The 22,051-nt window shown below is 68.6% G+C and carries 22 protein-coding genes and 2 pseudogenes; 14 read left to right on the forward strand and 10 right to left on the reverse strand.

What is annotated here, in order from left to right:
• Nucleotides 1-145 precede the first annotated feature (145 nt).
• Nucleotides 146-1,366 (reverse strand): MFS transporter, encoded by a 1,221-nt coding sequence (locus tag Leucomu_RS06560; RefSeq protein ID WP_128386718.1) that lies wholly within the window; start codon nucleotides 1,364-1,366, stop codon nucleotides 146-148.
• Nucleotides 1,367-1,601: 235 nt separating this feature from the next.
• Here Leucomu_RS06560 and Leucomu_RS06565 point away from each other — a divergent pair, with 235 nt between their 5' ends.
• Genes Leucomu_RS06565 through Leucomu_RS06580 form a run of 4 tightly spaced genes read left to right on the forward strand, consistent with a single transcriptional unit; the run spans nucleotide 1,602 to nucleotide 3,869 of the window.
• Complete coding sequence (locus Leucomu_RS06565; protein WP_128386719.1) at nucleotides 1,602-1,934, forward strand: PadR family transcriptional regulator; 333 nt, start codon at nucleotides 1,602-1,604, stop codon at nucleotides 1,932-1,934.
• Nucleotides 1,931-2,314 carry a DUF1048 domain-containing protein gene (locus Leucomu_RS06570; RefSeq protein WP_017884946.1) on the forward strand — a complete coding sequence of 128 codons (384 nt, stop codon included), beginning with the start codon at nucleotides 1,931-1,933 and terminating at the stop codon, nucleotides 2,312-2,314. The genes Leucomu_RS06565 and Leucomu_RS06570 overlap by 4 nt, the downstream gene beginning before the upstream one ends.
• Nucleotides 2,311-3,111, forward strand: a complete 801-nt coding sequence (locus Leucomu_RS06575) for an ABC transporter ATP-binding protein (RefSeq protein ID WP_128386720.1) — start codon at nucleotides 2,311-2,313, stop codon at nucleotides 3,109-3,111. Before Leucomu_RS06570 ends, Leucomu_RS06575 begins: the two co-directional genes overlap by 4 nt.
• Nucleotides 3,108-3,869 (forward strand): ABC transporter permease, encoded by a 762-nt coding sequence (locus Leucomu_RS06580; RefSeq protein ID WP_128386721.1) that lies wholly within the window; start codon nucleotides 3,108-3,110, stop codon nucleotides 3,867-3,869. The genes Leucomu_RS06575 and Leucomu_RS06580 overlap by 4 nt, the downstream gene beginning before the upstream one ends.
• A gap of 234 nt (nucleotides 3,870-4,103) precedes the next feature.
• Here Leucomu_RS06580 and Leucomu_RS06585 read toward each other — a convergent pair whose 3' ends face one another.
• A complete protein-coding gene (locus tag Leucomu_RS06585) occupies nucleotides 4,104-4,958 on the reverse strand; it encodes an SDR family NAD(P)-dependent oxidoreductase (protein WP_128386722.1) in 855 nt (284 codons plus the stop codon).
• Nucleotides 4,959-5,229: 271 nt separating this feature from the next.
• Between Leucomu_RS06585 and Leucomu_RS06590 the strand changes: the two genes are divergently transcribed.
• Together Leucomu_RS06590 and Leucomu_RS06595 are read left to right on the forward strand one after the other, a co-directional pair.
• Entirely contained in the window at nucleotides 5,230-5,604 is a 375-nt protein-coding gene (locus tag Leucomu_RS06590) for a hypothetical protein (RefSeq protein WP_128386723.1), read from the forward strand.
• A gap of 89 nt (nucleotides 5,605-5,693) precedes the next feature.
• The gene (locus tag Leucomu_RS06595) at nucleotides 5,694-6,560 is read left to right on the forward strand and encodes a tyrosine-type recombinase/integrase (protein ID WP_128386724.1); all 867 of its coding nucleotides are present in this window, start codon (nucleotides 5,694-5,696) and stop codon (nucleotides 6,558-6,560) included.
• Here the strand turns inward: Leucomu_RS06595 and Leucomu_RS06600 are convergent.
• Complete coding sequence (locus tag Leucomu_RS06600; RefSeq protein WP_228407350.1) at nucleotides 6,551-7,804, reverse strand: IS256 family transposase; 1,254 nt, start codon at nucleotides 7,802-7,804, stop codon at nucleotides 6,551-6,553. The two genes, Leucomu_RS06595 and Leucomu_RS06600, sit on opposite strands and share 10 nt — an antisense overlap.
• Before the next feature lie 300 nt (nucleotides 7,805-8,104).
• On the opposite strand from Leucomu_RS06600, the gene Leucomu_RS06605 reads away from it, so the two are divergent.
• The 3 genes and pseudogenes from Leucomu_RS06605 (at nucleotide 8,105) to Leucomu_RS06615 (ending at nucleotide 10,988) form a co-directional block, all read left to right on the forward strand.
• A protein-coding gene (locus Leucomu_RS06605; RefSeq protein WP_128387751.1) for an IS3 family transposase occupies nucleotides 8,105-9,327 on the forward strand; the annotation gives its coding sequence in 2 pieces (ribosomal slippage) (nucleotides 8,105-8,390 and nucleotides 8,390-9,327; 1,224 coding nt in all).
• Nucleotides 9,317-10,114: pseudogene (locus tag Leucomu_RS06610) on the forward strand (IS256 family transposase); the annotation flags it as partial. The gene Leucomu_RS06605 and the pseudogene Leucomu_RS06610, both read left to right, overlap by 11 nt.
• A 568-nt stretch (nucleotides 10,115-10,682) precedes the next feature.
• Nucleotides 10,683-10,988 (forward strand): helix-turn-helix domain-containing protein, encoded by a 306-nt coding sequence (locus tag Leucomu_RS06615; RefSeq protein WP_128386725.1) that lies wholly within the window; start codon nucleotides 10,683-10,685, stop codon nucleotides 10,986-10,988.
• A gap of 121 nt (nucleotides 10,989-11,109) precedes the next feature.
• On the opposite strand, the gene gnd is transcribed toward Leucomu_RS06615, so the two are convergent.
• From gnd to Leucomu_RS06630, 3 genes are all read right to left on the reverse strand, one after another.
• Nucleotides 11,110-12,144, reverse strand: a complete 1,035-nt coding sequence (gene gnd, locus Leucomu_RS06620) for a phosphogluconate dehydrogenase (NAD(+)-dependent, decarboxylating) (protein WP_128386726.1) — start codon at nucleotides 12,142-12,144, stop codon at nucleotides 11,110-11,112.
• A 62-nt stretch (nucleotides 12,145-12,206) separates the two neighbouring features.
• Complete coding sequence (locus Leucomu_RS06625; protein ID WP_128386727.1) at nucleotides 12,207-12,764, reverse strand: gluconokinase; 558 nt, start codon at nucleotides 12,762-12,764, stop codon at nucleotides 12,207-12,209.
• A gap of 1 nt (nucleotide 12,765) precedes the next feature.
• Nucleotides 12,766-14,157 (reverse strand): GntP family permease, encoded by a 1,392-nt coding sequence (locus Leucomu_RS06630; protein ID WP_128386728.1) that lies wholly within the window; start codon nucleotides 14,155-14,157, stop codon nucleotides 12,766-12,768.
• Nucleotides 14,158-14,329: 172 nt separating this feature from the next.
• Between Leucomu_RS06630 and Leucomu_RS15470 the strand changes: the two are divergent.
• Nucleotides 14,330-14,473 (forward strand): annotated as a pseudogene (locus Leucomu_RS15470) (GntR family transcriptional regulator); the annotation flags it as partial.
• A 241-nt stretch (nucleotides 14,474-14,714) separates the two neighbouring features.
• Nucleotides 14,715-15,026, forward strand: coding sequence for a FadR/GntR family transcriptional regulator (locus tag Leucomu_RS15695; protein WP_267128453.1), 312 nt, complete (start codon nucleotides 14,715-14,717; stop codon nucleotides 15,024-15,026).
• Nucleotides 15,027-15,032: 6 nt separating this feature from the next.
• Here the strand turns inward: Leucomu_RS15695 and Leucomu_RS06640 are convergent, their stop codons facing one another.
• A complete protein-coding gene (locus Leucomu_RS06640; RefSeq protein WP_128386729.1) occupies nucleotides 15,033-15,605 on the reverse strand; it encodes an HhH-GPD-type base excision DNA repair protein in 573 nt (190 codons plus the stop codon).
• Nucleotides 15,606-15,720: 115 nt separating this feature from the next.
• Between Leucomu_RS06640 and Leucomu_RS06645 the strand changes: the two genes are divergently transcribed.
• The 3 genes from Leucomu_RS06645 to Leucomu_RS06655 are packed head-to-tail and all read left to right on the forward strand — an operon-like array spanning nucleotide 15,721 to nucleotide 17,974.
• The gene (locus Leucomu_RS06645) at nucleotides 15,721-16,323 is read left to right on the forward strand and encodes a TetR/AcrR family transcriptional regulator (RefSeq protein WP_128386730.1); all 603 of its coding nucleotides are present in this window, start codon (nucleotides 15,721-15,723) and stop codon (nucleotides 16,321-16,323) included.
• A complete protein-coding gene (locus Leucomu_RS06650) occupies nucleotides 16,320-17,009 on the forward strand; it encodes a type 1 glutamine amidotransferase domain-containing protein (RefSeq protein WP_128386731.1) in 690 nt (229 codons plus the stop codon). The genes Leucomu_RS06645 and Leucomu_RS06650 overlap by 4 nt, the downstream gene beginning before the upstream one ends.
• Nucleotides 17,010-17,050: 41 nt before the next feature.
• Complete coding sequence (locus Leucomu_RS06655) at nucleotides 17,051-17,974, forward strand: NAD-dependent epimerase/dehydratase family protein (protein ID WP_128386732.1); 924 nt, start codon at nucleotides 17,051-17,053, stop codon at nucleotides 17,972-17,974.
• Between the two features lie 78 nt (nucleotides 17,975-18,052).
• Here Leucomu_RS06655 and Leucomu_RS06660 read toward each other — a convergent pair whose 3' ends face one another.
• The 3 genes from Leucomu_RS06660 to pepN are packed head-to-tail and all read right to left on the reverse strand — an operon-like array spanning nucleotide 18,053 to nucleotide 22,004.
• Nucleotides 18,053-18,493 carry a globin gene (locus Leucomu_RS06660; RefSeq protein ID WP_323368311.1) on the reverse strand — a complete coding sequence of 147 codons (441 nt, stop codon included), beginning with the start codon at nucleotides 18,491-18,493 and terminating at the stop codon, nucleotides 18,053-18,055.
• Nucleotides 18,490-19,419: a mechanosensitive ion channel family protein gene (locus tag Leucomu_RS06665; RefSeq protein WP_017884960.1), complete on the reverse strand. Its 930-nt coding sequence runs from the start codon at nucleotides 19,417-19,419 to the stop codon at nucleotides 18,490-18,492. The genes Leucomu_RS06660 and Leucomu_RS06665 overlap by 4 nt, the downstream gene beginning before the upstream one ends.
• Entirely contained in the window at nucleotides 19,419-22,004 is a 2,586-nt protein-coding gene (gene pepN, locus Leucomu_RS06670) for an aminopeptidase N (protein ID WP_128386733.1), read from the reverse strand. Before pepN ends, Leucomu_RS06665 begins: the two co-directional genes overlap by 1 nt.
• Nucleotides 22,005-22,051: the final 47 nt, after the last annotated feature.

A 22,051-nucleotide genomic window follows, 5' to 3' on the forward strand; every position in this document is an offset into this window, starting at 1 on the left:
CCCGACGTCCGGCGCCGAGCCCCGCGAGTTCGCTGCTGCGCGCTCTCTCGGAAGACGCGGAGGCCCGGATCGCCGCGTCCCGCGGCGTGAACCCGCCGATACGGGACTCCGCGATTCTGCAGGGGGTGGAGCTGGGCGGACCGCTTCAGCGGGCCGAATCCGCGGGGGCGAGGCCGCGGGAGTCCGGGATCAGCGACCACGCGATCGACGCTGCGACGAGCAGCGCCGCCGTGATCCCGAACGCCCAGCCGAAGCCCGCGAGGTCGACTACGGCGCCCGCGACGGCGGGCCCGAGCACGCCGCCCAGATCGCTCATCATCGAGTAGCCCGCGACCACCTGCCCGCCCCGGCGCTGCGCCAGCACGTCGGCGAGCACCGCCTGCTGGCCCGGATTGACGAGCGCCGATCCCGCACCCGCGACGAACATCACGGCCGCCGCCGTCCAGACCCCGGGGGAGGCGGGCACCGCTGCGTAGGTGACCGCGAGCACCGCCATGCCCGTGATGAGCACGGGTTTGCGGCCCAGGGTGTCGTTCCAGCGGCCCGAGGGGAAGATGAGGATCGCGTTGCCGGCGGCGTACGCGGCGAGCACCCAGGCGGCGACCGTCGCGTCGCCGCCGAACGCGACCGCGACGAGGATCGGCAGCACCGAGACTCGCACTCCGTACGACGCCCACCCGAACGCGAACACCGACAGCAGCAGCGCGCGGTACTGCGGCACCCGCAGGGCCTCGCCGAGCCGCAGCGCCGAGCCGGCCTCCGCCTCCGCGCCGCTCAGCGGCACCGGGGCGCCCGCTGCCCGGGAACGGCGCAGCGCAACCGCCACGACCGTCGCCGCGGCGAGCAGCGTCGCGAAGTAGAACACGAACGGTGCGCGCAGCCCGAAGCTCGCCACGATGCCACCGAACACGGGCCCGAGCAGGCCACCCAGCAGAAAGCCCGCCGCGTTGAGGCTCGCGACGCGGCCGCGCGCGTCGGGCGGGCTCACCTTGACGAGCAGTGCCGTGGCCGCGACCGTGAACATGGTCGAGCCGACCCCGCCGAGGCCGCGCAGCACCACGAACTGCGTGTAGTCGGCCGCGAATGCCGCGGCTCCTGTCGAGAGCGCCACGATGAGGATGCCGACCGTGTAGGTGCGCCGCTCGCCGAATCGGCCGACCACCCAGCCCGCCAGCGGTGCCGAGAGCAGGCGCATGAGTGCGAAGGCGCTCACGATGGCCGACGCCGCGAACGCCGAGACGCCGAACTCGAGCGCGAACTGCGGGATCGCGGGCGCGACGACGCCGTAGCCGAGCGCGACCGTGAAGCCGCCCGCGACGAGGGCCCAGACCTCGAAGGGGAGTCGGGGCCGGGTGGTGTCGCGCATCCGACGATCCTACCCGCCCGCCCTCGGAGCGCCCGGCCTGCGCGGCCCGCGGGCTGTGCCCGCGCGAGTGGTCGATCAGCGCTCGCCGCTCGCGGAGGCGGGGCATCTTTCGACCACTCGCGGGGTGCGGGCCGTCCTCGCGCGAGCGGCGCGGCGCCAGCCTGGTTGCGGGGACCGCTACTTAGCGTTACGGTGTAGTGGTACCCAGTAATGCTATGTAGTGAGAGGCGGGGCCGTGGCGCGGCAGATGACTGAGATGCTGAAGGGCGTGCTGGAGGGCATCGTGCTCGCCATCATCTCCGGGCAGCCGAGCTACGGCTACCAGATCCGCGCGCGGCTCCAAGAGCTCGGCTTCGCCGACATCGCCGAGGGAACCGTCTACGCCCTGCTCGTGCGCATCGAGCAGCGAGGTCTCGTCGCCGTCGCCAAGACCCCGTCCGAGAAGGGCCCGCCGCGCAAGGTGTACTCCCTCAATGCGCGGGGCGGTGCCTACCTCGACGAGTTCTGGGAGTCGTGGGGCTTCCTCTCCGATCGCATCATCCAACTTCGACAGGGAGCAGCCTCATGAGTACATTCCTCGACACCATCCTCGGCGACCTCGGCGAGAAGCGCCGCTGGCGCGAGTGCCAGGCGCGCATCAAGACGCTGCCAGCCGACTACCGCACGGCCACCCAAGCGGTCGAGCGCTACCTCATGCACTTCGGCGCCGTATCGAAGGGGGAGGTGCTGGTGCGCATGACCGAGGACCTCGCAGACCTCTTCGAGCAGGCCGCAGCAGACGGCACCCCGGTGCGCGCCGTCGTCGGCGACGATCCGGTCGCGTTCGCCGAGACCTTCCTCGCGAACTACTCGGAGGGGCAGTGGATCAACAAGGAGCGGCGCCGGCTCGCGGCGGCGATCGACGCGCTCGACGGCGCCGACGATGTCGACGGAGGTCGGAGGCCATGAGCGCCGCCGCACGGGCCTCCCAGGCGCCCCCGGCCCCCGCGATCCGCATGAGCGGGATCACCCGGTCGTTCGGCGCGGTGGAGGTGCTGCGGGGCGTCGACCTCGCCGTCGAACGGGGCGCGATCTGCGCGCTCCTCGGCTCGAACGGCGCGGGCAAGACCACGCTCGTGCGGATCCTCACCACCCTGCTGCGCGCCGACTCCGGCGAGGCCTCTGTCGCCGGCTTCGACGTGTCGAGCCGGCCCGCCGAGGTGCGCCGCGCGATCAGCCTGACCGGGCAGTTCACCGCGGTCGACGGCGTGCTCACCGGGCTCGAGAACCTCGTGCTGATGGCGCGGCTGCGGCACCTGCCGGATCCCGAGCGCGCGGCGCGCGAGCTGCTGCGGCGCTTCTCGCTCACCGAGGCGGGGGGTCGGCGGGCCTCGTCGTACTCCGGCGGCATGCGGCGGCGCCTCGACCTCGCGATGAGCCTGATCGGCGACCCCGAGGTGATCCTGCTCGACGAGCCGACGACCGGGCTCGATCCCGAGGCCCGGCTCGAGGTCTGGCAGGCCGTGCGCGAGCTCGCCCGCGGAGGCACGACGGTGCTGCTCACCACGCAGTACCTCGAGGAGGCCGAGCAGCTCGCGGATCGCATCGCGATCCTGCATCGGGGCCGGATCATCGCGAACGGCACCCTGCAAGAGCTGAAGGAGCTGCTGCCGCCGGCTCGCGTCGAGTACGTCGAGAAGCAGCCCTCGCTCGAAGAGGTGTTCCTGGCGGTCATCGGGGCCGGCAGCCGAGAAGAGGAACGGTGAACCGCTACCTGATCCACGACACCGGTGTGCTGCACGCGAGGCTGCTGCGCCACGTGCTGCGCAGCCCCGACACCCTCATCACCACCGCCGTGATGCCGATCGCGATCATGCTGATGTTCGTCCTCGTGCTCGGCGGGGCGATCGACACCGGAGCCACCCCCTACGTCGACTACATGCTGCCCGGCATCCTGCTCATCACGGTCGCGTCGGGCGTCTCCTACACCGCGATGCGCCTGTTCCAAGACCTCAACACCGGCATCTTCGAGCGCTTCCAGTCGATGCCGATCGCACGCTCGTCGGTGCTCTGGGCGCACGTGCTGACCTCGCTCGTCGCGAACCTCGTCTCGCTCGCGGTCGTCGTGGCCGCCGCGCTGCTCGTGGGGTTCGGGAGCGGCGCGGGAGTCGGGGAGTGGCTCGCGGTGCTCGGGATCCTGGTGCTGTTCACGCTCGCGCTCACCTGGATCGCGGTGATCCCCGGCCTCGCGGCGAAGAGCCTCGACGGGGCGGTCGCCTTCTCGTATCCGCTGATCTTCCTGCCCTTCGTCAGCTCCGCCTTCGTGCCGACCGGCACCATGCCCGCGCCGGTGCGGTTCTTCGCCGAGCACCAGCCGGTGACGTCGATCGTGGACGCGATCCGCGGGCTGCTCGCGCAGCAGCCCGTGAGCGGCGAGATCTGGGTGGCGCTCGCCTGGTGCGCTGGGATCCTCGTCGCCGCGGCGGGTGCTTCGATCGTGCTGTACCGGCGTCGGGCAGGCTAGGCGCCCGCGCGCGGGGCGGCACGCGCGTCGCGCGTCGCGTGGCCCGCGCCGCGGCGACCGGCGCGAGTGGTCGAAAAGCGCTCGGCTCGCGCCTCGGCGGTGCCCTTTTCGACCATCCGTCGGGATGCAGCTGGCACGACTCGGCTCCCGAGCCCGGCTCCGCCGGACCCGGGCTACGCACCGGGATCCTGTTCGCACGCCCCGCCTCGATTCGCGCCGCCTCGGCGCGCCCCGTCACGCGGTGACGTTGGCGCTGTCGCCGCCCGTCGCGGCGAAGCTCGTGCCGCTGACCATGCGGGCCTCCTCCGACGCGAGGAACACGACGAGCGGGGCAACGTCGTCGGCTTCCACCCACGGCACCCCCAGGGGCAGCTTCTTGCGCTGCGCCGCCGCTGCCGCCCGTTCGTCCTGCCCCACGTCGCCGCTCGGCTCGTTGCCGCCGCTGCGGATGATCTGCGCGTAGCGATCCTCGTGCCGCGTGAGCTTCGTATCGATCAGGCCGGGGATCACTGCGTTCACGGTGATCCTGTACCGCCCGAGCTCCAGCGCGGCAGACTTCATGAGGCCGAGCAGCCCCCACTTCGACGCCGAGTACCCGGAGCCGTCGAGGGTGCCGTGCTGGCCCTGAGTCGATGAGGTGATGATGATGCGCCCGCCGCCGCGCTCCACGAGCAGGGGCGCGGCCGCGCGCAGCACGTTCGCGGTGCCGGTGAGGTTGATGTCGATCTGGTCGTCCCAGAGCTCGTCGCTCATCTCGAGCAGCGGGGCGAACCCCTGGATCCCGGCGTTGGCGAACACCACGTCGACGCCGCCGAACCGATCCGCGACCTGCGCGAAGCCCTCGCGGACGGCGCGCCTGTCGCGCTGATCGAAGACGACCGGCAGCCACTCGGCGCCGGCCTCCTCGACGAGCCGACCGGTCTCGGCGAGATCGCCGGGCGTCGCGGGCTCGTAGTCCATCGCGGAACTGGCGGGCGCCGCGATGTCTGCGCCCGCGATGCGGTACCCGGCTCTGGCGAGTGCGACCGCGGAGGCGCGGCCGATCCCTCTCGCCGCCCCGGTGACCACCGCTACTCGACTCTCGCTCATCGCCCGCTCCTCACCTCGCGCTGCTTCCTTCAGCCTAACGAGCGAGCCGTGCGTGTTCCAGCGGGCCTCCGGCGGGTGTATCGGCATGGTTCGGGGCGCCCGGCCGGTGCGCGTCGAAGCGGAGCGGTGAGTGCCCCCGGCAGGATTCGAACCTGCGACCGACGGATTATATGGTTGCAGGTTCGAGTGACCGAATCGCGCCGGTGATCAGCATCTATGACGCTCCCCGTCTGCGCTCCGCCGACCTCGGGTTCGCTGCGAAGGCTTGATCGTGGCGACCGTCATCGATTGCGGCAATGACCGGTACGTTGCTGGCGACCCCGTCGCCGAACTCGCCGCCGGACGGCACTGGTGTATCGCCTGCTGCGGATCCGGGCTCGACCGCGGTTGGGGCGACGAACTCGAGATATGCCAGCGTTGCGGTGGCAGGGGTGACGAAGCGTGCCCCGGCCTCGGCTGCTGCGAAAGCGACTTCCAACGTCGCGAGCGGTCGCGAGTCCGCCTCGCCGCGCTTCGGGATCTCGTGCACGCTGCTGCGTTCCGCGCCGCTGCGCGCGAGGACTATGGCGAAGGTCGCCGACAGCTCGAGCGCTCATGCGCAATAGCGGATGCCATGCGAGACCTCTTCCTGGAGCAAAACTCCTGATCCTATCGAAAAACCCTCATTGGCATTATTCGCTAGTCTCCGATTTCACTCAGTGACGTGTGCCAATCAAATCAGGAGACAATGAAGACATGGACGACGAGGCTATCCTAGCCTACTGGGCAACCTTTGCCACCGCATGCGGATATCGTAAGCGGACCATCAAAGAGCACACCATAAGCCTTCGCGCGACACTGCGCCGCACTGGCAAGAGCATCCTCTCGATGACACGACACGACCTCATCGTGGACCTCGGACGAGACAACCTCATGCCCGCCACTCGACAGCGGTACAGGAGCCTTTTCCACGGCTTCTGGACCTGGGTGCAGGATGAAGGATTCCGCCTTGACAATCCCGCGGTGCGACTCCCGCGAGTACGCGTCATTAAAGCTGAAGCGAACCCAGTCGAAACGGTCGACCTCGAACTGCTCATCAACTCCGGCATCTATGCGAAGACCCGCATGTACGTCCTGCTCTATGCCTATCAGTCCTATCGGGCCGTCGAGATCGCAGCAGTGCATGGCGGTCGAAGTATCGACTGGGAGCGTCGTCGGATCCTCTCTGCCGAAGGCAAGGGTGGGAAAGAGGTGTGGCGCCCAATGCACCCACTCGTGTGGGAGGAGGCGCAGAAGTACCCTCGGGCCGAACTCTGGTTCCCGTCCCCAAGTGGCAATGGCCACGTCACCGCCAACAATGTCTCGAGAGTTCTCAGCGATGCCATGCGTCGAGCCGGCATCGTCGGACACCGCCCGCACAATCTCAGAGCGTGGTATGCCACGGAGCTCGGCGAAGCCGGAGCACCAACCGAAGTGATCGCCGCCGGCATGCGTCATTCTGACCTCCAAAGCCTCTCTCGCTATCGCCGAGTGTCCGACTCCTCGATCGACACATGGCAACGAACCCTCCCGTGGGGTCTGTCCGATAAACGGTGTGTGGGATCCGGCGGTTTTCATTCGTGAGTGGTTTTCTCGAACCGTCCGGCGAAGGTGATCGCGAACGCGTTCAGCGCGGGCTTCCACCTCATCACCCAGCGTGCCCTTCCGCCGCCAGTCGGGTCAAGCGACCGCGTCACGAGGTAGAGACATTTCAGCGCGGCGGCCTCGTTGGGAAAGTGCCCCCGAGCTCTCACGGCGCGCCGATAGCGAGCGTTGATTGACTCGATCGCGTTGGTCGTGCAGATCACCCGCCGGATCTCGACGTCATACTCGAGGAACGGCACGAACTCCGCCCAGCTGTTCTTCCAGAGCTGCACGATCGCCGGATACCGTCCGCCCCACTCGGCGGCGAACTCCTCGAACCGATCCTTCGCCGCCTGCTCCGACGGGGCCGTGTAGACGGGTTTGAGGGAACGGACGATCGCGTCGCGGTGTTGCCGCCCGGCGTAGCGGAAGCTGTTGCGGATCAGATGGACGATGCACTGCTGGACGACCGTTTGCTCCCAAGTGGTGTTGATCGCCTCCGGGAGACCCTTCAGCCCGTCGCAGACCGCGATGAGCACGTCCTCGACACCCCGGTTCTTCAGCTCGGTGAACACCTGCAGCCAGAACCTCGCACCCTCCTGACCGTCACCGGCCCAGATGCCGAGGATGTCGCGTTCCCCGTTCACGGTGACGCCCATCACGACATAGAACGGGGTGTTCCTCACCTGCCCGTCACGGACCTTCACCACGATCGCGTCGACGAAGATCACCGGGTAGAGCGCATCCAACGGCCTGCTCGACCATTCGGCGAGTTCCCCGGCGACCTTCTCGGTGATCCGGCTGATCGTGTCCTTGGAGACCTTCGCCCCATAGACCTCGTCGAAATGCGCAGCGATCTCACCGGTCGTCAACCCCCGAGCGGAAAGGGACAGAACGATCTGATCGATGCCGTCCAGTCGGCGTTTCCGCTTGGGGACGATCACCGGCTCGAACGACCCGTCTCGATCTCGCGGGACTTCGATCTCGACGGGGCCGATCTCTGTCAGCACCGTCTTGACCCGCGTCCCGTTACGCATGTTCTCGCCGATTGGGGTCCCGCCGTGCTCGTGGCCGAGGTGCTCGGTCAACTCGGCATTCAGCGCGGTCTCGAGGACGTTCTTCGTGAGCTGGCTGAGCAGGCCGCCCGGCCCCGTCAGGCTCACGCCCTGCTCCTTCGCCTGCGCGAGCAAGCGTTCTGCGAGTTCTTTCTGATCGATGATCTCCCCGGTCACGGGATCAATCATCTCGTCGTCAACAACGACAGTGGTCGTGTCAGCCACGGCCATCTCCTTTCGGATCAGGCCGGACCCTCACACACCATTATTCAGACAGTCCCGATCGCGGCTGTGAACTCGATCTCGATCAAGAAGTACGTGCAAGATTCCGACGGCGGCTGGCATGACGCGCAGAACGTGGACGACTATCCGACACGATACGCGGGTGACACCGTCCCCTACCGGCTGGTCGTAACCAACACCGGTGACGAGACGCTGACTGAATTGGCCTGGTTTGAGTTCCGATCTTTATACAAGGATGGAACTACGATGCCAAGCAAATATGACCCTGAACTTCGCCAGCGCGCACTTCGGATGCTCGCCGAAGCCCGTCCCGAGCACGAGTCGCTGACCGCGGCCTGCCGACACGTCGGTGGGCTCCTCGGAGTGAGCCCGGAGACGCTGCGCGTGTGGCAGCGCCGCTACGACATCGATACCGGCGCGAAGCCTGGCACCTCGATCGATATGGCCCAGGAGAACCGGCGGTTACGCCGCGAGGTGAGCGAGCTCCGTAAGGCCAACGAGGTACTCAAAGCCGCGAGCGTGTTTTTCGCGAAGGAACTCGACCGGCCACGAACGAAATGATCAGATTCATCGACGAGTACCGTGATCGTTTCGGGGTCGAGTTCCTCTGTCGTACGCTGCGTGCGGCAGTTCGTGGGTTCCTCACCTCCCGCGGATACCGGGCCGCGAAAGCCCGGTCGGCCTCAGCCAGGCAGCTGCGCGACGAGTTGCTCCTCCCTGAGATCCGGCGGCTCCACGCGAAGCACTATGGCGTGTACGGGCGCCGGAAGATGCATGCCCTGCTGAAGCGTGAGGGGTGGAAGATCGGCCGCGACCAGACCGAGCGTCTGATGCGGCTCGCCGGCGTGCGCGGGGTACGGAAATCAAAGCGCGTGTTCACCACACGCCCTAACAAAACGGCGGCACTGCCTGCCGATCTCGTCAACCGGAGATTCGCCGCTGACGGGCCGCGCAAGCTCTGGGTGTGCGACGTGACCTACGTCGCCACCTGGTCTGGGTTCGCCTATGTCGCGTTCGTCACTGACGTGTACTCGCGCAGAATCGTGGGCTGGAATGTCGCTGCGACGCTGAAATCTGAGGTTCTGCCGATGCAGGCACTCGATATGGCTGCGTGGCAATCGGGCGGCAGGCTCGATGGCCTGATCCATCACGCCGATCACGGGTCGAATTACACCGCCATGGTCTATACGGATCGCATTGCGGAACTCGGAGCAGTGCCCTCGACCGGGACGGTCGGCGACAGTTTTGACAATGCCATGGCTGAGGCGGTCAACAACCTCTACAAGACCGAACTGATCCGACAGCAGGGCCCCTGGCGGACGGTTGAGCAGGTCGAACTCGCGACCCTCGAATACGTGTGGTGGTGGAACCATGAGCGCCTTCACGGGGAGCTCGATATGCGTACCCCGATCGAGGTCGAGCAGGCCTACTATACTGAGGCCGAGGAACTTCTGTCACCGACAGGTTGACAGGAAAACCGGTCGGAACTCAAACCAGGCCAATTCACTCTACCCGGTGATCTTCGTCGACGCGATCGTGGTGAAGGTCCGTGACGGGCAGGTGAGGAACACCCCGTTCTATGTCGTGATGGGCGTCACCGTGAACGGGGAACGCGACATCCTCGGCATCTGGGCCGGTGACGGTCAGGAGGGTGCGAGGTTCTGGCTGCAGGTGTTCACCGAGCTGAAGAACCGGGGTGTCGAGGACGTGCTCATCGCGGTCTGCGACGGGCTGAAGGGTCTCCCGGAGGCGATCAACACCACTTGGGAGCAAACGGTCGTCCAGCAGTGCATCGTCCATCTGATCCGCAACAGCTTCCGCTACGCCGGGCGGCAACACCGCGACGCGATCGTCCGTTCCCTCAAACCCGTCTACACGGCCCCGTCGGAGCAGGCGGCGAAGGATCGGTTCGAGGAGTTCGCCGCCGAGTGGGGCGGACGGTATCCGGCGATCGTGCAGCTCTGGAAGAACAGCTGGGCGGAGTTCGTGCCGTTCCTCGAGTATGACGTCGAGATCCGGCGGGTGATCTGCACGACCAACGCGATCGAGTCAATCAACGCTCGCTATCGGCGCGCCGTGAGAGCTCGGGGGCACTTTCCCAACGAGGCCGCCGCGCTGAAATGTCTCTACCTCGTGACGCGGTCGCTTGACCCGACTGGCGGCGGAAGGGCACGCTGGGTGATGAGGTGGAAGCCCGCGCTGAACGCGTTCGCGATCACCTTCGCCGGACGGTTCGAGAAAACCACTCACGAATGAAAACCGCCGGATCCCACACACCGTTTATCGGACAGACCCGCGTGCTGTGCGTGAATAGTCAGCAGCTTCGCCGAAACTGAAGCGAAGTCATCGGCAGTTGCGGGGCCTGATCTATCGTATTCAAGGGCGGGCGTGGGAGAATTGGAGATCTCGGGTGCTGTGAAATTGCTTCCAGGCGTTTCGGCAGCGCGCGAGATCGTGTCATACTTGCGAGACACGAATGGATGTTCCTTTCTGGGATATCACGAACCCTCGGAGGTGCAACTCCGGGGGTTCGTTCGTTTTCAGGACTGCTTTTCGATCGCGTTGCGAAGGAGGTTGTAGTCGTCCACGCTGAGTCTTGTATCGCCGTTGAAGCGACGCTGAACCCAACGAGGTGACTTCCCGACCTTGCGCGCCAGGCTCGACCCCGTGAGGCTAGCCTTCTTCGCAAGTTCGCGGAGTTCCCTAGCTGCGTCATCGTTTGACGTTGGCATGGTCCGACAGTAGCACAAGATTCGATAAGTGGAACTAAGAGGGATTATCGAATCCTGCCCAATGCGGTGAAGAATCGCGCTACTCTGGGCTTATGGGAGAGCCGAAACTTTCGCAGAGCCTGCAGCAGATCGTGTCCGTGCGGGTGAACCACCTGATTTTCATCAATGGTCTGCAACAGAAGGAACTCGCTCTGCGGCTTGCCATGAGCGCGAGCACTCTGAACAACAAGATCCACGGCAAAGGGAGCTGGGGGCTTGAGGACGCAATCGCACTTGGCGAGATCTTCGAGGTCTCGATTGACTACCTAATCGGCAAGGCGCCGATCGAAGCCGCGGTACCCACACAACAGAAAGCCCCCGCGCTTGCGAGGGTAGAAGATCTGCGACCAACGGATTAGAAGGCCGTTGCTCTATCCACTGAGCTACGGAGGCAAGGGTTCCAGCGTAGCGCAGCGGGGCGCGGCCGTGCGCGATCGGCCATCGCGGCGGCGGCCGCCGCGGCCGCCCTCCTCGCAGCCGCTACGCCCGGGAGCCGGGCAGCTCGCGGTGGCCGCCGAACTGCTGGCGCATCGCCGAGAGCACCTGGTTGGCGTAGCGATCCTCGCCCCGCGACGAGAAGCGCTCGAACAGCGACGCCGCCAGCACGGGCACGGGCACGCCGACGTCGATGGCGGCCTTCACGGTCCAGCGGCCCTCGCCCGAGTCGGAGACCCGACCCGCGAGTCCGTCGAGGGAGGGGTTCTCGCGCAGCGCGGCGGCGGTGAGGTCGAGCAGCCACGACGAGACCACCGATCCGCGCCGCCACAGCTCGGTCACTCTCGAGGTGTCGATGTCGAATCGGTAGAGCTCGGGCTCGTCGAGCGGGGCGACCTCGGCGGCGTGCTCGACGGAGAGCTCGTCGCGCTCGGCGCCGGCGTTGGCGTGCTCGAGCAGGTTGAGGCCCTCGGCGAAGGCCGCCATCATGCCGTACTCGATGCCGTTGTGCACCATCTTCACGAAGTGGCCGGCGCCGGTCGCACCGCAGTGCAGGTAGCCGAGCTCCTCGGGGCTGTGCTCGCCCTCGCGGCCCGGGGTGCGGGCCACGTCGCCGGCGCCGGGGGCGAGGGATCGCAGCAGCGGCTCGACGGCGGCGACGGCCTCGTCGGGGCCGCCGACCATGAGGCAGTAGCCGCGTTCGAGCCCGAAGACACCGCCGCTCGTGCCGACGTCGACGTAGTGGATGCCGCGCTCGGCGAGTTCCCGGCCGCGGCGCACGTCGTCGCGGTAGTGGGAGTTGCCGCCGTCGATGAGGATGTCGCCGGCGCTCAGCAGCCGCGCCGTCTCGGCCACGACGTCGCCGGTGAGACCGGCCGGGATCATCAGCCAGATCACGCGCGGCGCGGGCAGCGCCTCGACCAGCTCGGCGATCCCGGCGACGCCCTTCGCCCCCTCTGCGGCGAGAGCCTCCACGGATCGCGGGTCGACGTCGTACGCGACGCACGCGTGCCCGGCGCGCATGGCGCGGCGGGCGATGTTCGCGCCCATGCGGCCGAGTCCGATGATGCCGAAGTGCATGAGGGGGTCCTCCTGGTGCGTGGGCGTGGTGCGGGGCGGTGCGGATGCTGGGGCGGGGCCGGTCAGTCGCTCGGGATCGTGGTGATGGCCTCGGTGGCCCCGGGCAGCCGGCGCAGCCCGAGGCGTCGGATGAGGTCGGACGCGAGCTCGCGGGGGCGGCGGGCGACGCCGATGACGATGCCGTTCTCGTCGGGCTCGAGGGGCTCGAGCGTCGCGTACTGCGAACCGAGCAGGCTCTGCGGCATGAAGTGGTCGAGGCGGCGGCTGAGCCGCTCGGAGACCACGTCGCGCGATCCCTCGAGGTGCACGAAGAGCACGCCTGGGCCGCCGATGCGGTCGCGGTAGACGCGCCGCAGGGCCGAGCAGGTGACGATGCCGGGCATGCCCGCCTGCTGGCGATCCCGGATCCACTCGGCGATCCTGTCGAGCCAGGGCCAGCGATCCTCGTCGGTGAGCGCTTCGCCCGCGGCCATCTTCGCCACGTTCGCCTCGGGGTGCAGGTCGTCGCCCTCGGCGAGATCCCACCCGAGCGCGCCGGCGAGGAGACCCGCGAGGGTCGACTTGCCGCAGCCGGAGACGCCCATCAGCACGAGCACGGTCGGGGTGTCGTTCTGCGCCATGTCACACCACCAGGTCCAGCAGCAGCACGCCGATGAGGCCGGCGACCGAGATGAGGCACTCGAGCACGCTCCAGGTCTTGAAGGTCTGGGGCAGGTTGGTGCCGAGGTACTGCTTGACGAGCCAGAAGCCGGCGTCGTTGACGTGGGAGAGGAACACCGAGCCGCTGCCGATCGCGAGCACGAGCAGGGCGACCTCGGGGGAGGGGAGCGTCGCGGCGACGGGAGCCATGAGCCCCGCGGCGGTGACGGTGGCGACGGTGGCCGAGCCGGTGGCGACGCGCACGAGCACCGCCACGACCCAGCCGAGCAGCAGCACCGAGATGCCGCTGTCGATCACGGCCCGTGTGATGACCTCGCCGATGCCGGTGTCGATGAGCACCTGCTTGAACGCGCCGCCCGCGCCCACGATGAGCAGGATCCCGGCGATGGGAGGCAGGCTCTCCTCGAGCGTCTTCGAGACGCTGGAGCGGGTCATGCGGGCGCCGCCGCCGAGCACGAAGATGCCGAAGATCAGGGTGATGAGCAGCGCGATGGCGGGAGTGCCGAGGAAGTCGATGATGCTCCACCAGAAGCCGCTCGGCTCGGCGACGAAGACCTCGGTGAGCGCCTTCACCATCATCAGCACGACGGGCAGCAGGATCGCGGTGAGCGCCGCCGCGAAGGAGGGGCGGGGGCGGGCCTCCGCCTGGTCGCCATCGGCTCCGACGAACATCTCGGGCACGGGCACCGGGGCCCACTTGGCGGCGTAGGTGCTGAAGAGGGGGCCCGCGACGATGACGGTGGGGATCGCGACGATGACGCCGAAGGCGAGGGTGAGGCCGAGGTTCGCGCCGAGCGTGTCGATGGCGACGAGGGGGCCGGGATGGGGTGGGACGAGGCCGTGCATCGCCGAGAGGCCCGCGAGCGTGGGGATCGCGATCTTCATGAGGGCGAGGCCTGAGCGGCGGGCGACGAGGATGATGATCGGGATCAGCAGCACGAGGCCGATCTCGAAGAACATGGGCAGGCCGATGACGGCGCCGACGAGGCCCATGGTCCACGGCAGCATGCGGGGGCTGGAGCGCTTGACGAGCGTGTCCACGATCCGGTCGGCCCCGCCGGAGTCGGCGAGCAGCTTGCCGAACATCGCGCCGAGCGCGATGAGCACGCCGACGCCGCCGACGGTTGAGCCGAAGCCCGCCGTGAAGCTTGTGAGAGCCTGCAGCGACTCCATACCGGCTGCGATGCCCACGCCCAGCGCGCCGATGGTGAGCGCGAGGAACGGGTGCACCCTGAGCCAGGTGATGAGCAGGATGATGACGGCGAAGCCGGCGAGCGCCGCGACGATGAGCTGCGCGTCCGAGCCGACGGGAACCACCTCGTCGGCCATGGGGAAGAGACTCGTGGGAAACATCCTCGTTCCTTATCCTTCTTCGGGCTCCGGGTGGAATCCTGCGGAGCGGCTGCCGAGGTGGCTGAAGTGAGACTAACCAAATAAGCCGGTTATTTCAAGAATGCTTCGAAAATAAGTCGTGTATATTTCGGGAGCGTGGAATGAACTCTGTTCATAACCGTAAGCTGAGGGTGTGAGTCAGGGACCGCTGCACGCCGAGATCGCCGAACGCTGGGGCGCCGAGATCGCCGCAGGGCTGCGCGCTCCCGGCGAGCGGCTCTCGGTCGAGGAGGCCGCCGCGGCCCACGGCGTCTCGCGCAGCGTGATCCGCGAGGCGGTGCGTGTGCTCGAGTCGCTCGGCATGGTCACCGCGCGGCAGAGGATCGGCATCACGGTGCAGCCCTCGAGCTCCTGGCAGCCCTACGACGAGCGCGTGCTGCGGTGGCGGCTCGACGGCCCCGAGCGCCCCGAGCTGCTCCGCACGCTCAGCGAGCTCCGCGCGGCGGTCGAGCCGGCTGCCGCGCCTCGCCGCGCACCGCGCGACCCCCGCGCAGTGCGGCGAGCTGGCGGCCGCCTACGTGGGCATGGCGAGCACCTCGCGATCCGCCGACGCCGAGGAGTACCTCGCCCACGACATCGCCTTCCATCGCACGCTGCTCGAGGCCTCGGGCAATCCGATGTTCGCGAGCCTCGGCAGCGTCGTCGTGGCCGTGCTCGAGGGGCGAACCCACCACGCGCTCATGCCGCACGTTGCGAGCGCCGATGCGCTCGCGCTGCACGGCGAGGTCGCCGCGGCCGTGCGGGCGGGCGACGCGGATCGTGCCGAGGCCTGCGCCCGCTCGATCGTGGACGAGGCGGCGGTCGCGATGCTGCGCGAGGGGCGCGGCTGAGCGGCGTCAGCCCCGCTGCTTCGCCGCTGCCTTCGCGGCGCGCTTCGTCTCTCGCACCTTGAGCAGGGTCTCGGGGGAGGTGATGTCGGCGACGCTGCGGAAGGATCCCTCCTCGCCGTAGGGGGTCGACGCCTCCCGCCAGCCGGCGCCGTCGAAGCCGCACTGCTTGCCGAGCAGCGCGAGGAAGATCTTCGCCTTCTGGTCGCCGAAGCCAGGCAGCGCCTTGAGGCGCTTCAGCACCGTCTTGCCGTCGGGCTCATCCTGCTGCCAGATGGCCGAGGCGTCGCCGCCCCACTCGTCGACGATCGTGCGGCACAGCGTCTGCACCCGCGCCGCCATCGACCCGGGGAACCGGTGCACGGCGGGCGACTGCTTGAAGGCGGCGGCGAAGTCGTCGGGGTCGCAGTCGGCGATGGCGGCGGCATCGACGGCGCCGATCCGCTGCTCGATCTTGAGCGGCCCCGAGAATGCGACCTCCATCGCGACCTGCTGATCGAGCAGCATGCCGATCAGGAGCGCGAGCGGGTTCTCGGTGAGCAGGCGGTCGGCCTCGGTGTCGTCGGTGAGGTGCAGATCCATGGCCCCAGTATCGCACCCGGGGCTCCCGATGCGCTGCGGCGCTGCGCTGCGGGATGGGTCGGATCCGAGGAGACCGTGCTAATGTAAGCAGTGCTTACTTTGTGAAGGAGTGTCGATGGACTCCGAATCCGCTCGGGCGGGCTACCACCACGGTGATCTGCGGGCGTCGCTGGTGCTCGCCGCCCTCGAGATGCTCGAGGCCGGCGAGTCGTTCTCGCTGCGCGCCATCGCCCGGCGAGCGGGCGTGTCCACGGCCGCGCCCTATCGGCACTTCGCCGATCGCGACGCGCTCGAGTCGGCGCTGGCCGTGCACGGGCTGCACGAGCTGATGGACGCGATCACCGGCGATGGGCGTGCGCCGGAATGCGCCGCCGACGTGGCCGAGATCGCGGTCGGGTACGTGCGCTTCGCCCTGCGGCGTCCGGCGCTCTTCCGGTTGATGTTCGGGCGGGAGTGCGACGAGCAGGACGACGATCGGGTGCGCGCGGCCGGCGCCCTGCACGAGTACCTCGAGAGCGTGATGGCCGGCGTCTTCCCGCACGCCGACCCCGTCGCTCTGGCGACGGCCGGCTGGTCGCTCGCCCACGGGCTCGCCTTCCTGCACCTCGACGGCAAGCTGCCGAATGCCGACCCGAGCGCCGTCGACGATCGCGTGCGCGCGACCTTCGCCGCAATCACCCCCTCCCCATCACCCGATCCCGAATCGAGAGCCTCATGACCTCCAGACGCGTACTGATCGCGGTCACCAACGTCGACCACTACGACGCCGACCCGACGCACCCGACCGGCCTCTGGCTCTCTGAGCTGACCCACGCCTTCGACGTCTTCGCCGAGCGGGGCTTCGAGCAGACCCTGGTGAGCCCCGCAGGCGGCAGATCGCCTCTGGAACCCCGATCGCTCGCCTTCCCGAACCTCGACGGTTCCGCCAAGTCCTGGTATCGCGACCCGATGCGGATGGCGCTGCTGGAGCACACGGCAGCCCCCGAGGAGGTCGACTCGGCCGACTACGACGCGATCTACTTCACCGGCGGCCACGCGGTGATGTTCGACTTCCCCGGCAGCGAGGGGCTGCAGCGGATCACGCGCGACATCTTCGAGCGCGGTGGCGTTGTCGGGGCGGTCTGCCACGGCTACTGCGGCCTGCTGAACACCCGACTCTCCGACGGAGGCCACCTGGTCGCCGGCCGCAGCATCACCGGGTTCTCCTGGCGGGAGGAAGTGCTCGCGGGCGTGGCGAAGCTCGTGCCCTACAACGTCGAGGAGCGAATGAAGGACCGCGGTGCGCGATACTCGAAGGCCCTGCTGCCGTTCGTCTCCAACACGGTCGTCGACGGGCGGCTCGTCACCGGGCAGAACCCCGGCTCGGCGAAGGAGACCGCGGCGGCGGTCTCAGCGCTTCTCTGACGCGCCGCACGACCACACCGAATCGACCAGGGAGACACACCATGCAGACGATACTCGGAGCCGGCGGCCAGATCGCCGAAGAGCTCGCCCGCGAACTCCACCGGAACTTCACTCAGGAGATCCGCCTCGTGAGCAGGAACCCCAGCAAGATCCACGACACTGATCAGCTCGTCCCCGCAGACCTCATGGATGCCGAGGCCACCGATCAGGCCGTGGCGGGCAGCGACGTCGTGTACCTCACCGTCGGCCTGCCCATGGATTCCGACCTCTGGGAGCAGAGGTTCCCCACCATGATGGCGAACACGATCGCGGCCTGCCAGAAGCACGGCAGCAGGCTCGTGTTCTTCGACAACACCTACATGTACCCCCGCACCGCCGCGCCTCAGACCGAGCGCACTCCGTTCGAGCCGGTCGGGCGCAAGGCGACGGTGCGGGCCCGGATCGCCACGATGCTGCTGCGCGAGATGGAAGCCGGTGCGATCGACGCCGTGATCTGCAGAGCCCCCGAGTTCTACGGACCGGGCAAGACGCAGAGCCTCACCAACTCGGCCGTGTTCGATCGCATCGAGCAGGGCAAGCGGCCCCTCGTCCCACTGAACGCCCGCGCGAAGCGCAGCCTCATCTGGACTCCGGACGCCAGCCGGGCCATGGCGCTCATCGGCAACACCCCCGACGCTTACGGGCAGACGTGGCACCTGCCGATCGACCGGGATCGCCTCACCTACGCGCAGCTGATCGGCATCGCCTCCGAGATCTCCGGACGGGAGATCGCGTTCACCACGGTGCCCGAGTGGGCGTTCAAGCTGGGCGGGCTGGTCAGCCCGGCGGCCAAGGAGGCGGCCGAACTGCTGCCGCGCTACCGCCAGGACAACATCTTCGACTCGTCGAAGTTCGCGACGCGGTTCCCGGGCTTCGAGGTCACCGACTATCGAGCCGGGATCGCGGAGATGCTCGGCGAGGGGTGACTGGCGCCGGCGGTCGGCCCGGGTCTGGCCCGGCGCCCAGGGGCAGACCGGGGCCAGACCCGCCGCCGTGATCGCCGGCTACTCGAAGCGGTTGACCATGGCGAGCGCGGCCCGCTCGACGTAGTCGCGGAACGCGGCATCGTGCATCGGCGGCAGCGCCGCCTCGTCGAGCGCGGCGTGCATGTGCTTCAGCCACCGCTCCTTCGCGTCGGGCGTGACGGGGAACGGCGCGTGACGCATGCGCAGCCGCGGATGACCCCGCTGCTCGGAGTAGGTCGTCGGCCCGCCCCAGTACTGCTCGAGGAAGGCGCGCAACCGCCAGATCGCGCCCTCCCAGTCGGCGTCGGGGTACATGGGCGCGAGCACCGGGTCTTCGCGCACGCCCGCGTAGAACGCGCGCACGATGCGCTCGAACGTCTCGATGCCGCCCACCTGGGCCCAGAGGGTGTCGGTCACCGCGGGCCCCTCTTCGCTCGCCCGCAGGGTCAGCCTCGGCGGGGGCGGTTGCTGTTCGTTCACGCTGCACCTCCCGGGTACTTCGGCAGCTCGGTGGCGAGCTGGATGCCCGCTTCCTGGAAGCGGCGGATCAGTGCGGCGCGCAGCGCGCGCTGCACCGCCCACTGCGCCTCGGGGCGCGTGCGCACCGCGAGCCGCAGGGTGGCGCGGTCTCCGAAGGCGCTCTCCACACCCCAGATCTCGGGCTCGCCCGATATCTTCCGGGCGATCGCGGGGTCGTGCACGAGGCCCTTCGCCGTCTCGAGCGTGACGCGCTCCACCTCGGCGAGATCGCTGTCGGCGCGCACCGTCACGTCGATGAGCGCGCGGCCCCACCCCTGGGAGGAGTTGCCGAGGGTGAGGATCTCGCCGTTGCGCACGAACCAGAGCGTGCCATCCATCGCTCGCACCTGGGTCACCCGGATCCCCACGTCCTCGACGGTGCCGCTCACCTCGCCGATCGTGACGATGTCGCCGACGCCGAGCTGATCCTCGAACACCATGAATATCCCGTTCAGGATGTCCTTCACGATGTTCTGCGCGCCGAAGGCGAGGCCCGCGCCCACGATGCCGGCGGAGGCGACGAGCGCGCCCACGTTCACGCTGAGCTCGGAGAGCACGAGGATCAGCGCGATCACCACCACCACCCAGGTGATCACCGCGCGGCCGACGGTGCCGAGCGTGCGCGTGCGCTGCACGGCGCGCGCGTTCACGTAGGGCGCGGCCTGGATCTCCGAGGTGGTGTCGACGTCCTGCGCGCGTTTCACGCCCTGCACGATGCGGGTGACGGTGCGCATGAGGATCCTGCGGAGCACCCAGTTGAGCACCACCGCGACCGCGACGATCAGCAGGATCCGCAACGGTACCTGATACGCCGTCACGAAGTCGACGAACGCGTTGCCGACCACCTCCGGCACGTCCTCGACGCCCTCGAACCGGAATGCCGCCATCAGGCCTCCCGGTCCGCCCGCTGTGCGCGAAGCGCGCGCTCGACGCCCGCGAGGTGCTCGACGATCATGCGGCGCAGCGCGGCGGGCGCGTCGACGTGGGCGGCGAGCCAGGCGCGCGTGGCCTCGGCAAGCTCGACGTTCGCGAGGGGGGCCGGGTAGAAGCCGTCGATCAGCTCCTCGGCGATCGCGTAGCTGCGCGACTCCCAGACGGGCAGCAGCGCCGCGAAGAAGCGGTCGATGAACGGCTCGAGCAGCGCGCGGTCGTGGGCGCGCGTGAAGCCCGCGCCGGTCGCGCGCACGATCGCGTTGGGCTTGTCGCTCTCATCGAACACCGAGGCCCAGGCGCGCTCCTTGTCGGCGGCGGTGGGCAGTGCGGCGCGGGCGTGCGCGGCCGACAGGTTGCCGTTCGCGGTGCGGTCGGTCTCGAGCTGGCGCTCGATCCGATCCGCGTCGGCACGACCGCCGGCGGCGAGCGCGGTGAGCAGCTCCCAGCTGAGATCGGTGTCGATCTCGAGGCCCTCGAGCGGGGCCGATCCGTCGAGCAGGCTCTGCACCCGGTCGAGGTGCGCGTCGCTCGCCGCCAGCTGCGCGAACGCCTTGACGAACTGGAACTGCGCGTCGGAGCCGGGCTCCGCCGTCTCGGCGAGGCCCTGCAATCCGTCGGCGACCCGGGCGAGCGAGGTCTCGCGCTGCGCGGGATCCACGTAGCTCGCGGCCGCGAGCAGCAGCTGGCCCAGCACGGTGCGCAGCGTGGTCGACGCGGTCTCGCGGCCGATGTGCGCGAGCACGATGTCGACGAAGCGGGAGGCGGGGAACTCGGCGTCGCGGGTCGCGTCCCAGAGCGTGCCCCACACGAGGGCGCGAGCGAGGGAGTCGTCGATGGCCCCGAGGCGCGCAGCGGCGGTGTCGAGCGAGCGCTCGTCGAGGCGGATCTTCGCGTAGGTGAGATCGTCGTCGTTCAGCAGCAGCAGCTCGGGCTGCTCGGCGCCGAACAGTTCGGGCACCTCGGTGCGAGCGCCGTCGACGTCGAGCTCGACGCGGTGCACCCGGCGCAGGGAGCCGTCGACGAGGGAGTAGAGGCCCACCGCGATGCGGTGCGGGCGGATCGTCGGGTACTCGGCGACCGCGCTCTGCTCGATCGCGAACGAGGCGTAGCGGCCGGCGTCGTCGAGCTCGAACACGGGGCGCAGCGTGTTGACCCCCGCCGTCTCGAGCCACAGCTTCGACCACTCCGCGAGGTCGCGGCCGCTCTGCGCCTCGAGCTCGGTGAGCAGATCGACCAGCTCGGTGTTGCCGTGGTGGTGCTTCACGAAGTAGTCGTGCACGCCGCGCATGAACGGCTCCCGCCCCACCCAGGCCACCAGCTGCTTGAGCACCGACGCGCCCTTCGCGTAGGTGATGCCGTCGAAGTTGACGAGCACGTCTTCGAGATCGCGGATCTCGGCGACGATGGGGTGCGTCGAGGGCAGTTGATCCTGCCGGTACGCCCACGACTTCTCGGAGGCCGCGAACGTGGTCCAGCAGTCGCTCCACTCGGTCGCCTCTGCCACACCGAGCGTCGACATGTACTCGGCGAACGACTCGTTGAGCCACAGGTCGTTCCACCAGCGCATCGTCACGAGGTCGCCGAACCACATGTGCGCGAGCTCGTGCAGGATCGTGACCACGCGGCGCTCGCGCATGGCGTCGGTCACCTGACTGCGGAACACGTACGCCTCGGTGAAGGTCACCGCCCCCACGTTCTCCATCGCACCCATGTTGTACTCGGGCACGAAGAGCTGGTCGTACTTGTCGAACGGGTACGGGTAGTCGAACTGCTCCTCGAAGAACGCGAAGCCCTCGCGCGTCTTCTCGAAGATGTAGTCGGCGTCGAGGTGCTCGCCCAGCGACTCGCGGCAGAAGACGCCGAGCGGGATGGTGCGGCCGTCGCGGCTCGTGAGCTCGCTGCGCACCACGCGGTAGGGGCCCGCGATGAGTGCCGTGATGTAGCTCGACATCACCGGGGTGGGCTCGAAGCTCCAGGTGGCGATCGCCTGCTCGGCCCAGTCGTCGCCCTGCGCGCCGGCCTTCTCGCCCGCGGCGACGGGCTCGGGCGTCGGCTGGTTGCTCACGACCTGCCAGCGGGCGGGAGCCGTGATTGTGAACCGGAACGTCGCCTTGAGGTTGGGCTGCTCGAACACCGCGAACATGCGGCGGGAGTCGGGCACCTCGAACTGCGAGTAGAGGTAGACCTCGCCGTCGGCCGGATCGACGAAGCGGTGCAGGCCTTCGCCCGTATTCATGTAGCGCTGGGTCGATGCGATCCGCAGCACGTTCTGCTCGGCGAGTTCGGGGAGCTGCACTCGCGAGTCGGCGAAGACCGATACCGGATCGAGTGCGCGGCCGTTCAGCTCGACGCTCTCGACCGAATCGGCGATGAGATCGATGAAGGTGGAGGCGCCTGCGCGTCCGCCGAAGCGCACCGTGGTGACCGCGGCGAAGGTCTCCGCCCCGGTGGTGAGGTCGAGCTCGACCTCGTAGCTCTCGGTCGTGACGATGGTCGCGCGATCGCGCGCTTCGACGCGGGTCAGGTTCTCTCCGGACACGGTGCTCCTTCGGGCGTTACGTTCTGTGTCGGGGCCGGATCTCGCGA

The sequence above is a fragment of the Leucobacter muris genome (genome assembly GCF_004028235.1).
Classification (GTDB): Bacteria; Actinomycetota; Actinomycetes; order Actinomycetales; family Microbacteriaceae; genus Leucobacter; species Leucobacter muris.